Raw genomic sequence first — 13,207 nt, forward strand, 5'->3', positions numbered from 1 at the left:
TGGATAGTTCCTGTGGATGGGAATTAATTTATAGTTTTATAATAGTTATTTAAAACCTCGATTCCTTTATCTGATATTTTTTTTGAATATATATTATCTTTGACGCGGAAAACAATATGATTGCACTCATTCATTAAGTTGAATTGCATGTTGCTGATGCTGATGTTGTCTTTGAAAAACTCAATCGTTCCCGTATATCCGCATTTATAAAACTCCGATGTTTCATCCGTTATCGACTGCGCAAGCATGTTCACCGTATCCAGATTCGTAATCGTGATAATTGCCCTCTGCTCGGTAGCAGTATCCTTTGTTGGAACAATGTTTGTAAAATAAATCTTCACCTTATCAACTCCCATTAGCTGTTTATCTAAAGTCCCCTTAATTGAATCACCGCATCCTGCAAACGCAATCAATATTATTAAAAATAAAAATCTCTTCATAATTTGGTTAAATTCTCGATTGCTTTCTCAAGAGTTGCGTTGCTCTTCGCAAAACAAAACCTCAAAACTTTATTATCATCTTTGTTCTCATAAAAAACCGAAACAGGAACAGAAGCAACTTTGTAATCCCTTGTCATTCTCCTTGCAAACTCAAAATCATTTTCATCTGATATATCCGAGTAATCTAAAATCTGAAAATACGTCCCCTTGCATTCAAGCGGCTTGAACCTCGTCTTTTTCACCAGCTCCAAAAAATGATTTCTTTTCTCTTCATAAAAATTTTTTAGGTCTGCTATCCTTTGCAAGTCCATCGAGTACTCTGCAAGTGCAAACTGAAACGGTGTTGATGTCGCAAATGTAAGGAATTGATGAATTTTTCTAAATTCCGAAGTTAGGTTTGGAGGTGCCGTGCAATAGCCGACCTTCCAGCCCGTTATGTGAAATGTCTTTCCAAAAGATGAAACGGTAAAAGATTTTTTATAAAGCTCATCGTTCAACAACATGCTCTGATGCTTCGTGCCGTCAAAAGTTATATGCTCATAAACTTCATCACTCAATATATAAATATTTTTGTCGCGTATAATCTCTGCAAGTGTATTCAAATCATCTGCGGACATAACCGACCCCGTCGGATTATGCGGAGAGTTCAAAATAATCAGCCGCGTCTTATCGTTTATCTTATCCTTAACTTTATTCCAATCGATTTTATAATCGGGAAACGTCAGCGGTATTCTCACCGAAACTCCTTTATTCAAAGTAACCGCCGGCTCATAAGAATCATATGAAGGGTCGAACATTATCACCTCATCACCGTCATTCACTACAACGCTAATTGCCGCAAAAAGCGACTCAGTCGCTCCCGATGTTACCGTAACCTCAGTATCAGGATTTATGTCCCTGTCATAAAATTTCTTTACAATCTTTGAAATGCTCTGCCGCAAAACGGGAACACCCGTCATCATCGCATATTGATTATGCCCGTCTTTCATTGCTTTTGCAACCAGCTCCATTAACTGCGGGTCAACCGGAAAATCAGGGAATCCCTGTGAAAGATTCACCGCTCCGCACTCATTCGAAAGCGTCGACATCACACTAAAAATACTCGTCGGTGTATTTGGAAACTTACTTTTAATTTTTTCTCCTAATTTTTTGTAGAGACGCAATATTTTGCGTCTCCGGTTAACAAATTCATATTAAAACTACATCAAATCCCCTCTTGCTCCGAAGGAGTCCCTATGGGAAGAGGGGTGTCAACGAAGTTGGAGACGGGGTGTGTTCACAAATTAACCTAATTCAACGAACTATAAAATTCAAATAAATTTTATTATGTTTGAAATATTTTCCTTTGGGTGTCATCCCGAACGAAGTGAAGGATCTCTTCTTTGTCTGATTATAAAACGAGATTCTTTGCTTCGCTCAGAATAACACAGAGCATCAATTATTAATCATGCGTTCACAATTAATCACCAAACTACTGCAAAGCACTAACCCATCCATCAGATGGAAAGTCCGCGTCAACGTTCTCGGTGAAAACCCTAACTCAAAAGAAATAAAAAACCTCCGCGAAGAAATCAGAAACGGTGACATCGCAAAAAAACTTCTCCCGCGCCATGATAAATCAGGACACATAATTTCTAAAGGTCACGTTTACGATAAATGGCAGGGAGCGCATTGGGTTCTTGCGTCGCTTGCTGACATCGGCTATCCCGAAAACGACAAATCGCTTCATCCCGCAAAAGATGACGTGCTTGACGCATGGCTGAACCCGTTTTATTTCAACGAAGTCATCATAGAAAAAAAATCTCAGCTTCAGCAAAAGGAAGGCGTCCCGGTAATCGAAGGGCGCTATCGCAGATGCGGTTCAATGCAGGGCAATGCTCTTTGGTATTTGCAGAAGCTCGGATTTAAAGACAAGCGAATCGATTCTCTCGTCGAACGCCTGCTCCATTGGCAGTGGCCCGACGGCGGATGGAACTGCGACAAAAATTTTTCTGCAGACACTTCATCATTCATGGAAACAATCCTGCCTCTTCGCGGACTTGCTCTTTATGCAAAGCTGAACAACGACAAAAAAGTCCGCAAAGCCGCAGACAAAGCCGCAGAAGTTTTTTTAAGCCGTCATTTATATAAAAGAATCACAAACGGAAAAATCATTCATCCGGAATTTACTCACCTGCATTATCATCTCTATTGGCATTATGACATTCTCCACGGACTAAAAGTTCTCGCAGAATCCGGCTACATAAAAGACAAACGATGCAATGACGCTCTCGACTTGCTTGAAAGCAAAGAACTCAAATCCACCGGCGAATCACAAGGATGGCCAGCCGAAAAAAAATATTTCAAAACTTCCAACACACTCGGGCACAACACCGACTACGTCAACTGGGGCTCCCCCAGCAAAAAAATCATGAACGAATGGGTTACAGCAGATGCATTATTTGTATTAAAAGAAGCAGGGAGGTTATAAAAAAATTTTAGTAGGACAGACATTCTTGTCTGTCCCGAGCGAAGCGAGTGATTCCTAATAATTGAAGTCATCCCCGCACAGTGCGGGAGACATCCCGGTATATACAAACACAAAAATCCCATCATTACAATGGGATTCTTCATTTAATATCTTTTAGTACGACAGGCATTTCTGCCTGTCGGGACAGATGGGAACGTCTGCCCTACTTATTCACTTCTCTGATATTTCTTTCAGCTTTTCATTCATCATCTCAAATCCTTTCTTTGTGTTTCCCTCTAACATTTTTTTAAAAAACCCAATCAATATTCCGCTAAAATTTTCTCTGTGTATAAATGTTGTTGTGCCGTTCACATTATCTTTTAACTCGAATATATGTTCACCGTCAAATAAACCCGGAATGAAAAGCTGACCTTTCCATCTGAACTCCCGGTTATAATCAACCTTTAAAACTTTCGGACTTATCGTCATCCCTTTTTCATCAGGTGGTTCCAGACGAACAGAAATTTTTTCTCCCGCTATCGGATTACCTTTCACAAACTTAATGAACGGATTCCATTCCGGATACTTTTCAAAATCTGTTAGAACGCTCCACACTTTTCCGGGTGAAGCGTTAATTAATATTTCTGTTCTTAATTGGTATTTCAATTTTTTAATTATTCATTGTTCATTGCAAATTGCAAATTGATCAATAATTATCAATCTGCGCTCTCTGCAATTTACCCGAGTAATCAACATAAACAGCCTTCCACTCGGTATAAAAATCAAACACTGTCCATCCGCCCTCGCGGTGACCGTTGCCCGTTGCTTTCACACCGCCGAACGGCATGTGTGCTTCCGCGCCGATTGTAGCGCCGTTCACATATGTAATCCCCGCTTCGATATCGCGAATCGCCCTGAAAGCATCGTTAACATTATTCGTAAATATGCTCGACGACAACCCGTATTGCGTTGAGTTCAAAATCTGTATTGCATCATCCAAGTCTTTGCATTCGATAACCGAAAGCACCGGACCAAAAATTTCTTCCTGCGCAATTCTCATGTAAGTGGTTACGTCCTTAAAAATCGTCGGCTTATAAAACCATCCCTTCGACAAATCACCGCGCGTCGCATAATCACCTCCGCATACAAGCGTCGCTTTGTCCTCCTCGATTCCGATGTTCACATACTTGTTCACCGTTTCTCTTTGCTTCTCGCTCACACAAGGACCAACATCAATGCCGTCATTGTTACCGTAACCAAGCTTTAATTTTTCGACTCGCTTGACAAGCTTATCTATAAATTTATCATGAATTTTTTTCTGTAAAATCAATCTCGATGTCGCAGTGCATCTCTGACCCGTCGTTCCGAATGCTCCCCATAAAACAGCATCAAGCGCTAAGTCCAGATTAGCATCGTCCATAACTATCTGCGCATTCTTTCCGCCAAGCTCTAAAGAAACTCTCTTCAAATCTCCGCCAGCAACGGTATTAATTCTCTTCCCGACTTCAGTCGAACCCGTGAAAGAAATAAAATCGATTTCAGGATGCGATGTCATCGCTTCACCGACAATGCTTCCGCTTCCATGCACAAGATTCAAAACTCCCGGTATGTAACCGCTTCCCAAAACTTCTCTCATCGCTTCATCGATAATCTTCACAAGCGTTGTTGCAGTCTTCGGAGTAAGCTCCGCAGGTTTGAACACGCATGTGTTTCCGCAGACAAGCGCAGGAAATAATTTCCATGTCGGAATCGCCATCGGAAAATTCCACGGTGTTATAAATCCGCCGACACCAATCGGAACCCTGAAGCTCATGTTCATCTTGTTCGGCATTTCGCTCGGTGCATTGTATCCGAATAATCTTCTTCCTTCGGAAGCCGCATAATATGCAGTATCAATTCCTTCCTGAACGTCGCCGCGTGTTTCTGCAATCACCTTTCCCATTTCGCGTGTCATCTCATGCGCAATTTCTTCTTTATGCTTAAGCATTTTATCACCGACAACTTTCAGAACGTCACCGCGTCTCGGAGCAGGAACCAATCTCCATTTTTTAAACGCCTCTCTCGCAGCAATCACCGCATCATCAAGGTCATCTGCATTCGATGAAGGGAACGTCCCTATCAAATCATCTTCCCACATTGCAGGATTTCTGTTCTCAAAAGTTTCTTCGCTTACTGAATCACGCCACTCTCCGTTTATGAAATTATGAAATTTTTTAGACATGTAATTTATTGTAGTTTTTAGATATTAGTGCAATTTAACATATATGCATCAAAGTTTTTATTCATAATAAAATCCTTATAAACAGCTATTTTTTACTGTAAAATTTTTATTTAATAGAATATATTGAATTAATTAAACTAATTGAGAGAAAAATACGACGTCATATTAATTGGTGCGGGCATAATCGGTCTTGCAACTGCTTACAACCTGATAAAGAAAAATCCCGGTGTAAAACTCTGCATCATCGAAAAAGAAGACGTCATCGCAAAACACCAGACCGGCAACAACAGCGGAGTCATTCATTCAGGAATTTATTACAAGCCCGGCAGTCTTAAAGAGCAAAACTGTATACGCGGATATAAAATGCTCCTCGAGTTCTGCAATGAACATAACATCAAATACGACATCTGCGGAAAGCTCATCGTCGCTACAAACGAACACGAACTAAAAGCGCTTCAGATTCTATACGACAAAGGAATCCAAAACGGTCTGCAGGGATTAAGAATTATTTCAAGAGAAGAAGCAAAGGAAATCGAGCCCTATGTAAATTGCGTGAAAGCAATTCACGTTCCGCAAACGGGCATCATCGATTACTCAAATGTAACAGAAAAAATTTTTGACATACTTTACAAACACGGTGTAAACATAAAGCTCAAAGAAAAATTAAAAGATGTTGATGAGGATTCTAATTGCGTGACCGTCATCACAGATAAAGACGATTATGAATGCAAAATTTTTGTAAGCTGTGCCGGTTTGCAATCCGACCGTATCGCAAAGCTCACAAACAACAAGCTCGACGTTCGGATAATTCCATTCCGCGGAGAATATTTCAATATAAAAGAACACAAACGCTATCTCGTTAACCATCTTATTTATCCCGTTCCCGACCCGCAGTTCCCGTTTCTTGGTGTGCATTTCACAAGAATGATTGACGGAAATGTTGAAGCGGGACCAAACGCCGTCCTTGCAATGAAGCGCGAGGGTTACGGCAAGCTCGATATGAACATTAAAGACATGAAAGACACTTTCACGTGGAGCGGATTTTATCACATCACGTGGAAACACTGGCAGACAGGCATTTACGAATTTTACCGCTCACTTATGAAATATGAATTTGTAAACTCGTTGCAAAAACTTATTCCCGATATCACCGGCAAAGATTTGGTTCCGGGCGGAAGCGGGGTTCGCGCGCAGGCAGTAGACAAGCATGGAAACTTAATCGATGATTTTTTGTTTGCAGAAGATAAAAGAATCATAAATGTTCTCAATGCTCCATCACCCGCCGCAACGTCTTCACTTTCGGTCGGCGACACTATAAGCGATAAAATTATTTCAAGATTATAATAATGTAATATTTATTTTTGTAACTATATATTAGAGGAAGTCATTCCCGCGCAGGCGGGGGGAACCCTTTGGGTCATCCCGGTGTTAGGGTGAAAAATATATTTATTTTAATTTTTAATTTTATAACATGACACTCATAATAATTTTCTTTTTATTTTTCTATTCGTTTAATTGCAACAAGGAAAATACTCAACAAATTTCTTCGCCGCAGCAAGTAACACAAACATCAAAAGATTCAGCAAAACAAATATCACTTTCCGCCAATCAGCAAAAAGTTCTCGACGGCGCAAAGAAAACTCTCGCCGATAATTACGAATACGATATGTCGATGGCATATTATACAATTGATTTTCCAAATGGTGACATTGATGAAACCATAGGAGTCTGCACTGATGTAATCGTTCGCGCTTTGCGAAAATCAGGCATCACCGATTTACAAAAAGCAATCAACGACGACGTTAAATCCGATTGGAACGCATACCCCATGAAAAGATGGAAAGCAAAAAAACCCGATTCAAACATAGACCATCGCCGTGTAATGAATCTCGAAGTCTGGTTTGCTAAATATTGGCAGACACTCAATAACGATGCTGACTTTCAGCCCGGCGACATCGTTGTATGGGATATGAATCAGGATGGTTACAGCGACCACATCGGCATCGTATCCGACACTTTCGCAAACGGAAATTATTACGTCATTCACAATCATCCCAATCCCGGCTACGTGGCAAACGAAGACAAGCTTCACCTCTGGGAAATCATCGGTCATTATAGAATCAAAGATTAATTTTTCTAATTAAAAATGGTTTTACTAAAATAATTTTTCATGGACTTACTCGAAGCAATAAAGAAAAGAAAAACAACTAACGGATTTTTTTTAGACAAGGAAATATCACAAGAGCACATCGACCTTCTCGTGAAAATGTCCTCGCACTGCCCGAGTCATTTCAATTCACAGCCGTGGCGCTTTGTGCTTGTGCAGGATAAATCCGTAATCAAAAAAATCGGACGAATCGCAGGCGATGCAATGACACAGCTTATGGATGACGGCCGCTTCTGGAAACAATACAAAAAATATTTCCGCTTCTCAGAAGAAGAAATGGAAAAAACAAAAGACGGCATACACATAGACCACCTGCCCGCTTTTCTTAAACCGTTTGCAAAAAGCATTTTCTCCGAAACCGGTGGCAAAGTAATTTCAATGCTCAAAGTCTCAAAAATTCTCGGCAACGATGAAGAAAAGCTCGTTTCATCATCACCGCTTCTGTTCGCAATTACGCTTACAAAAGATGAATATAAACCCTGTGAGCTTTCGGGGTTTTATTCCGTCATCAGTATGGGGGCGGTGATTCAGACTTTATGGCTCGTCACAACTTCAATCGGAATGGGAATGCAGTTTATTTCAACTCCCGGTGAAATTCCCAAAAAATGGAAAGAAGTTTCGGAGATTCTGAATATTCCCCTTGATCAGGAGCTTATGGCTATCTTCAGAATGGGATATATTGATGAAAACGTCGAGCGTCCTGCAATTGACTGGACTTCCTCACAAAGAAAAGGAATTGATGAACTTGCTTTTAATAACTATTTTGGAAATAAGTTCAATAATCAAAAATGAAGCAAATAAAATTTTTAGTTCTGCTCACGATATCATGTCTTGCTTTTTTCAAAGGTTCGTGTCCGAAGGATAATGAAGTTGACATAGATAAGATTAATCAAAATTATTTCATAAGATACAACGAGGCAAAATTAGAATTATATACAGAGGCAACATTTAAGCTGCCGAGCGGAACCGAAGTTGAATTGACCTCCCCCTCTTACATAAAGTTAAACGGACTTCCTTTAACCAAATCGCTGATAGGTTCGGTTTATACATTAACCGTAACAGGAACAGCGTTAGCATCGAACTACCAATGGGAATACAACGACAATCAAAACAGAGTTTACAAAAATGAAATAAATTTCAACGGCAGAACGATTTCTTTTCTTCCTCTGCCTGACAGCGTGCAGAGAACTGCACCCGTTAACATTTCATGGAATAGTGTCGTTCAGACTGATGAGAACGTAAAGGTTAATATCATCAACAGCGTGAACGACAGCACGCTTGTAACAATTGAACAGAATGTTGTCGGCGCAACAAACATACAGGTAATTTTTTCATCATATGTTCCCTCAGCAGTCAACAAAATTTATCTTCAGGCGATAAGACATTATGAAACAGGCATTCAGCAAAAAACACCGAGCGGTGATGGAAGAATCAAGCTCGATTATTATTCAAAAAGAGATTCTATTAAATTGAGTAATTAAGAGATTATTTAAAAGCCGGAAGTGAAAAGTTGAATGTTGACCCGTCGCCTTCAATGCTTTCTACCCAGATGCATCCTCCGTTTTTTTCAATAAGGTCTTTGCAGATAATCAATCCGAAACCGGATCCTTTTTCAAAATTCGTTCCTGCGGTTGACTGCATATCGCTGTTAAAAATCTTTTCAAGTTTTTTCTTGCTGATGCCCAGCCCGTTATCAATAATTGAAGTCATAACTTTATCACTCTGGTGAACTGCCGTAATGATAATTTTTCCATTATCTCTTGTGAATTTTATTGCATTAGAAATCAAATTTCTTAAAATTGAATTAATGCAGTTTTTATCTGCATTTACAAGTGTTTTAAACGGAACATCATTTTTTATTTCGATGCCTTTTGTAAGTGCGTTAAGCTGAAGCAGCTCTATAACGTTATCAACTTGGGTTCGCAAATCGAATACAATAGGCTCAATTTCTTTTTTTCCCGTTTTGATTCTCGCCCATTCAAGCAGGTTATCAAGCAGGTTAAAAATATCAGTTGCAGTTTTTGCCGTGGTGTTAAGGTAATCCTTTATTTCACTGTCTGTCAGTTCGTTATATTCTTCGCTCATTATGTTCGTTAATCCTATTATTCCCGAAAGCGGACTGCGCAAATCATGAGCAAGAATGGAAATTATTCTGTCTTTATTCTGGTTTGCCTCAAGAAGTTTTTCGGTCAGCAGTTTTTCCTTTTCGGCTTCAAGCTTTCTTTTTGATATGTCCCTGTTAAAAACAATGACGCCATCCTGATAAGGAATTATCTGTTGATAAAACCAGGTTTCGTAGTGTCCATCGGGCATTGTGTATTCCTGTTCAAAAGGTTTTCCGCTTCTATATACTTCACTGAATAATTCAATAAAGCCGCGTTCTTTATAAATTGGATTTGCTTCGGAAAGAGTTTTGCCGATTACGTCTTTTCGCTGAAGGTGTTTTTGCTTTGCTGCAAGATTATTTATTTCCTTAAAAACAAAATCTCTTACGTGACCGGAATTGTCTTTTTGCGCTGCAAGCATGCAAAAACCGTCAAGGCATCCGCTTGTAATCGCCCTGAAAAGTTTATCTTTTTTGTCAATCTCTTTTTTAAGAGTTAAAACTTTTGAGAAACTTTTTCTGCAAAAAAATGCCGCAAGGATTAATACAATGCCAATACATATGAAAATAAATATGTAATCTGATGTAGTCACTATTTTTTACTATTCAATCGTGGTTAAAAATTTTAAATAGTATATAACAGCAAATTAATGCCGTATTTTATAGACTAATTTTTACTGAGCGCAATAAAGGAAAAATGAGTAATATTAATTTTTGGTGGGTGGCACCAATGTGAACAGAGCAAAAAAACTAAAAAACCCCCAATATTCTCCTAATTTTACAGTTTAATATTACAAAATAGAGTTAATATATTTATAATTATTTTAATTTAACAGGGTTTCTAATTTACCTTTCCAGAACTTTTTCATCTTTTCTGCGGTCGTTTTTCCGGGAAGTTTTTCATGTTGGACTACCACCTGTGCTTTTTTACTATTCTTGGGATAAAAATTTATGCTTAAAATTGTCTTGCCGTCTTCCCAGTTCATCCTCATTGATTTATCTTTTGTTTCCGTTCTTATGGATACCTTTTCCGAAAGCCATTTTTTTCTTAAAGCGGGTTTTGAAAAATAATCGTAAAGCTTGCTCACCGGCGCGTCAAAAGTTTTGCTTACTGAAATTGAGTAACCGTCCGACACCTGATGTTTAATCCTTTTTCCTGTTGCCTGCTCATAGCCGACTGTCACCATCTGAGACCACCATCCGCTGATTTCATGTTTATCATAAATCATCTGCGCAACTTCTTTATGCGTCATTTCTTTAGCGCTGGCTTTATCAAGAAGCTTTATCCAATCGTTCCAGCTTTTGCCGGTGGCTTTTTTAACCGCATCCGATGAAATACCGCCGAAATTTTCGGATTTACTTTGTGTGGTTTTAATCTGTTTTGCCATAATACTAATAACTTGATTAATTTATATTAAATTAAACAAGATTGAATTATTAAACAAGAAATATTAATTTTACACAAACTTAACATTTGATAAAAAAACAAGTATTTATTAAATGTCTTTTCTTCGCAGCTTTCCTGATTTTATTTTCTAATTCCTATTCATTTTCGCAAACCGATTCCGTTCCGAGAACTCCCGATACTGTAAAAATCGGCGCATATATATTTTCTCTTTATGACATCGACTTTCCGAATAATCAGATGAACATGGATTTTTACTTATGGTATAATTCAAGCAAAGACAGTATGCACCTGCTTGAAAATTTTGAGCTTGTGAATGCAAAAGAGATAAGCAAAATGGGTGAGACAAATGAAAAACGCGGACCAAACGGTGAAATTTATTATATGACGCTGAAAGTTCTCAGTAAGGTTAAAGAGCAGTGGGACATAACGGATTTTCCGTTTGACAGACAGAGAGTCGAGTTAATAATCGAAGACATTGAAAAAGATAAAACGAAACTTTTATTCATTCCTGATACGGTTAACACTAAAATTGCAAACAATATAACAATTGATGGGTGGAGCATAACAGGATATGGAATTAAGGTTGAAGACCACCCTTATGAAACAAATTACGGCGACCCCGATATTCCGGATGGTGAATATGCAACTTATTCAAGAGTTATAATTTATGTTGACCTTGAGCGGGAAGGCGCCGGGTTGTTTTTTAAATTATTTATCGGACTGTTTATTTCTGTTCTAATTTCACTTGCAACTTTTTTCATTAATCCGCTTGACCTTGACCCGAGATTCGGACTTTCGGTCGGGGCAATCTTTGCTGCCATCGCAAGCCAGTATGTGATAAGCTCCACTCTTCCGCAAAATCAACGGCTTACGCTTGTAGACGTTCTGCATGACATATCATTTATTTACATTTTCATCTGCATAATTACTTCCATCATTTCGCTTTCTCTGATGAAAAAAGGAAACGAAAAAGCATCGAAAAAACTTGACAAAATTTGTTTTATTGTGCTGGCTGTTTCCTATATTTTGCTGGTATATTATGAAATATCCAGCCATGTGAGCTAAAAACTATTTTGCATCCGGGTCAAATTGCATCATGCCGAAGATATTTCCTTCTGTATCTGTGCCGTAAGCCATCCATCCGACTTTAGGAACTCCCATTTTTTCAACAACTATTTTTCCACCGTTTGCCTGAACCTTTTTCATAGACTCGTCAAGGTTATCAACATGAATCGTATTATATACATTTCCTTTCGGGTCGCGGCGCGGCATCATGCCTCCGTTAATTCCCGGGGTTCCATCTTCTCCGGTTTTAATCAGCCGTAATCCCCGCCTTCCCATTTATTAAATTCCCATCCGAAAATGTCTGAATAAAATTTTGATGCGCGGTTCACGTCATCGACGTGAATTTCAAAATGAACTACTCGTCCCATAATTTTTATTTTTAATTGTTAGTTAGTATTCCCCCTTAGAAAAGGGGGACAAAGGGGGTTGTTTAAAACTCACTCAACAACCCTTGTATAAATAAACTCCGAACTTGCCTCACTTCCGTTATATTTTCCCTCGATACGCGCATGCAGATTATTTTTATCTTTCGGAAAATATATTATTCTTTGAGGAAAGTCATGCTCGGGGTTTTCAAAAATATAAACCTGTTCTTTATTTGAAATCAACTTAAACCTGACAGGCAAGCCGTCATTCTGGTTTATTACCGTCGGTATGTAATATACACCATCGGGTTCAATTGATAACTCAAGGTTCTCAAGAAGCGTTGTGTCACTGTCTTTAACCCTGTAAGAACTGCCTGTGAGCTTATTTCTGTCTTCACTTGTCTGCCACTCTTCAAACACGATACCTTTTTTGGTTTGCATCTGCCACTTGCCGAGAAGAAAACCAAAGTCTTCAATCTTATGCGATGTCTGTGATTTTAAATTTTCTGTCATAAAAATTATTATAATTATGAAAAATAAATATTTCATTTATCCTGAGAATATTTTTTAATGTTCTTTTGGGTTTACAAGCTGAAACCAGTTGCCGTCAGGGTCGGTGAAGGTCAGGCATCTGTCCGACCCATCGGTTCCCTTAAATACGAGTCCGCGTTCCTTAAGTTGCTTTGCTTTTTCATCAAGATTATCAGTATATAAAACCAATCCGAAAGAACTTTCCTGATAATTTTTTTCTCTATTTGTTTCTTTGCCGGGTCTGAACAGGATTAAAATTTCGTCTGATTTAACCCAGATAAACTTATCACCCTGGTTTTCAACAAGCTCAAAACCAAGTACATCGCAGTAAAACTTCATTGAAACTAAAGGTTCTTTTACAAATAATTCTATGTGTCCCGCTTCCATTTTTCTAAATTAGAACGATAAAATAAATTAATCATTTTTGATAAACAAATCTTAAATATGGGCAATGCTT

General features: G+C 38.6%; 16 protein-coding genes. 6 read left to right on the forward strand and 10 right to left on the reverse strand.

Translation table 11 applies throughout. The annotated features are described in order from the left end of the window. Window positions 1–23 precede the first annotated feature (23 nt). Complete coding sequence (locus VHP32_04205) at window positions 24–440, reverse strand: hypothetical protein (protein ID HEX2787085.1); 417 nt, start codon at window positions 438–440, stop codon at window positions 24–26. After that, complete coding sequence (locus VHP32_04210; protein HEX2787086.1) at window positions 437–1,528, reverse strand: methionine aminotransferase; 1,092 nt, start codon at window positions 1,526–1,528, stop codon at window positions 437–439. The genes VHP32_04205 and VHP32_04210 overlap by 4 nt, the downstream gene beginning before the upstream one ends. 359 nt (window positions 1,529–1,887) lie before the next feature. On the opposite strand from VHP32_04210, the gene VHP32_04215 reads away from it, so the two are divergent. Further along, the gene (locus VHP32_04215; protein HEX2787087.1) at window positions 1,888–2,910 is read left to right on the forward strand and encodes a hypothetical protein; all 1,023 of its coding nucleotides are present in this window, start codon (window positions 1,888–1,890) and stop codon (window positions 2,908–2,910) included. 210 nt (window positions 2,911–3,120) lie between these two features. On the opposite strand, the gene VHP32_04220 is transcribed toward VHP32_04215, so the two are convergent. Next, window positions 3,121–3,555 carry an SRPBCC domain-containing protein gene (locus VHP32_04220; GenBank protein HEX2787088.1) on the reverse strand — a complete coding sequence of 145 codons (435 nt, stop codon included), beginning with the start codon at window positions 3,553–3,555 and terminating at the stop codon, window positions 3,121–3,123. Between the two features lie 40 nt (window positions 3,556–3,595). After that, complete coding sequence (locus VHP32_04225; GenBank protein HEX2787089.1) at window positions 3,596–5,110, reverse strand: aldehyde dehydrogenase family protein; 1,515 nt, start codon at window positions 5,108–5,110, stop codon at window positions 3,596–3,598. A 141-nt stretch (window positions 5,111–5,251) separates the two neighbouring features. Between VHP32_04225 and lhgO the strand changes: the two genes are divergently transcribed. The 4 genes from lhgO to VHP32_04245 all read left to right on the forward strand — a co-directional run bounded on the left by lhgO (window position 5,252) and on the right by VHP32_04245 (window position 8,758). Next, window positions 5,252–6,454 (forward strand): L-2-hydroxyglutarate oxidase, encoded by a 1,203-nt coding sequence (gene lhgO, locus VHP32_04230; protein HEX2787090.1) that lies wholly within the window; start codon window positions 5,252–5,254, stop codon window positions 6,452–6,454. Between the two features lie 127 nt (window positions 6,455–6,581). Next, window positions 6,582–7,241, forward strand: coding sequence for a DUF1287 domain-containing protein (locus VHP32_04235; protein HEX2787091.1), 660 nt, complete (start codon window positions 6,582–6,584; stop codon window positions 7,239–7,241). A gap of 39 nt (window positions 7,242–7,280) precedes the next feature. Next, window positions 7,281–8,069, forward strand: a complete 789-nt coding sequence (locus VHP32_04240) for a nitroreductase family protein (protein ID HEX2787092.1) — start codon at window positions 7,281–7,283, stop codon at window positions 8,067–8,069. Continuing rightward, complete coding sequence (locus tag VHP32_04245; GenBank protein ID HEX2787093.1) at window positions 8,066–8,758, forward strand: hypothetical protein; 693 nt, start codon at window positions 8,066–8,068, stop codon at window positions 8,756–8,758. The genes VHP32_04240 and VHP32_04245 overlap by 4 nt, the downstream gene beginning before the upstream one ends. Window positions 8,759–8,762: 4 nt before the next feature. Here VHP32_04245 and VHP32_04250 read toward each other — a convergent pair whose 3' ends face one another. Both VHP32_04250 and VHP32_04255 read right to left on the reverse strand, forming a co-directional pair. Continuing rightward, window positions 8,763–9,974: an ATP-binding protein gene (locus tag VHP32_04250; GenBank protein ID HEX2787094.1), complete on the reverse strand. Its 1,212-nt coding sequence runs from the start codon at window positions 9,972–9,974 to the stop codon at window positions 8,763–8,765. 231 nt (window positions 9,975–10,205) lie between these two features. Continuing rightward, complete coding sequence (locus VHP32_04255) at window positions 10,206–10,769, reverse strand: hypothetical protein (protein HEX2787095.1); 564 nt, start codon at window positions 10,767–10,769, stop codon at window positions 10,206–10,208. A gap of 86 nt (window positions 10,770–10,855) precedes the next feature. On the opposite strand from VHP32_04255, the gene VHP32_04260 reads away from it, so the two are divergent. After that, window positions 10,856–11,854: a hypothetical protein gene (locus VHP32_04260; GenBank protein ID HEX2787096.1), complete on the forward strand. Its 999-nt coding sequence runs from the start codon at window positions 10,856–10,858 to the stop codon at window positions 11,852–11,854. A 3-nt stretch (window positions 11,855–11,857) separates the two neighbouring features. Here the strand turns inward: VHP32_04260 and VHP32_04265 are convergent, their stop codons facing one another. The 4 genes from VHP32_04265 to VHP32_04280 all read right to left on the reverse strand — a co-directional run bounded on the left by VHP32_04265 (window position 11,858) and on the right by VHP32_04280 (window position 13,137). Beyond that, the gene (locus tag VHP32_04265) at window positions 11,858–12,130 is read right to left on the reverse strand and encodes a VOC family protein (GenBank protein HEX2787097.1); all 273 of its coding nucleotides are present in this window, start codon (window positions 12,128–12,130) and stop codon (window positions 11,858–11,860) included. Further along, a complete protein-coding gene (locus VHP32_04270) occupies window positions 12,106–12,222 on the reverse strand; it encodes a VOC family protein (protein ID HEX2787098.1) in 117 nt (38 codons plus the stop codon). The genes VHP32_04265 and VHP32_04270 overlap by 25 nt, the downstream gene beginning before the upstream one ends. Window positions 12,223–12,291: 69 nt before the next feature. Next, window positions 12,292–12,732, reverse strand: coding sequence for a DUF6265 family protein (locus tag VHP32_04275; protein ID HEX2787099.1), 441 nt, complete (start codon window positions 12,730–12,732; stop codon window positions 12,292–12,294). A 54-nt stretch (window positions 12,733–12,786) separates the two neighbouring features. Continuing rightward, a complete protein-coding gene (locus tag VHP32_04280; protein ID HEX2787100.1) occupies window positions 12,787–13,137 on the reverse strand; it encodes a VOC family protein in 351 nt (116 codons plus the stop codon). Window positions 13,138–13,207 lie beyond the last annotated feature (70 nt).

This window comes from Ignavibacteria bacterium (assembly GCA_036262055.1).
Taxonomy (GTDB): Bacteria; Bacteroidota; Ignavibacteria; order Tepidaquicellales; family Tepidaquicellaceae; genus DATAJP01.

What these genes read in the sequence shown, in the direction of transcription:
- VHP32_04205 (HEX2787085.1), bottom strand. Translation starts at nt 440, where the DNA reads ATGAAGAGATTTTTATTTTTAATAATATTGATTGCGTTTGCAGGATGC.
- VHP32_04210 (HEX2787086.1), bottom strand. Translation starts at nt 1,528, where the DNA reads ATGTCGACGCTTTCGAATGAGTGCGGAGCGGTGAATCTTTCACAGGGA.
- VHP32_04215 (HEX2787087.1), top strand. Translation starts at nt 1,888, where the DNA reads ATGCGTTCACAATTAATCACCAAACTACTGCAAAGCACTAACCCATCC.
- VHP32_04225 (HEX2787089.1), bottom strand. Translation starts at nt 5,110, where the DNA reads ATGTCTAAAAAATTTCATAATTTCATAAACGGAGAGTGGCGTGATTCA.
- VHP32_04235 (HEX2787091.1), top strand. Translation starts at nt 6,582, where the DNA reads ATGACACTCATAATAATTTTCTTTTTATTTTTCTATTCGTTTAATTGC.
- VHP32_04240 (HEX2787092.1), top strand. Translation starts at nt 7,281, where the DNA reads ATGGACTTACTCGAAGCAATAAAGAAAAGAAAAACAACTAACGGATTT.
- VHP32_04245 (HEX2787093.1), top strand. Translation starts at nt 8,066, where the DNA reads ATGAAGCAAATAAAATTTTTAGTTCTGCTCACGATATCATGTCTTGCT.
- VHP32_04255 (HEX2787095.1), bottom strand. Translation starts at nt 10,769, where the DNA reads ATGGCAAAACAGATTAAAACCACACAAAGTAAATCCGAAAATTTCGGC.
- VHP32_04265 (HEX2787097.1), bottom strand. Translation starts at nt 12,130, where the DNA reads ATGGGAAGGCGGGGATTACGGCTGATTAAAACCGGAGAAGATGGAACC.
- VHP32_04270 (HEX2787098.1), bottom strand. Translation starts at nt 12,222, where the DNA reads ATGGGACGAGTAGTTCATTTTGAAATTCACGTCGATGACGTGAACCGC.
- VHP32_04275 (HEX2787099.1), bottom strand. Translation starts at nt 12,732, where the DNA reads ATGACAGAAAATTTAAAATCACAGACATCGCATAAGATTGAAGACTTT.
- VHP32_04280 (HEX2787100.1), bottom strand. Translation starts at nt 13,137, where the DNA reads ATGGAAGCGGGACACATAGAATTATTTGTAAAAGAACCTTTAGTTTCA.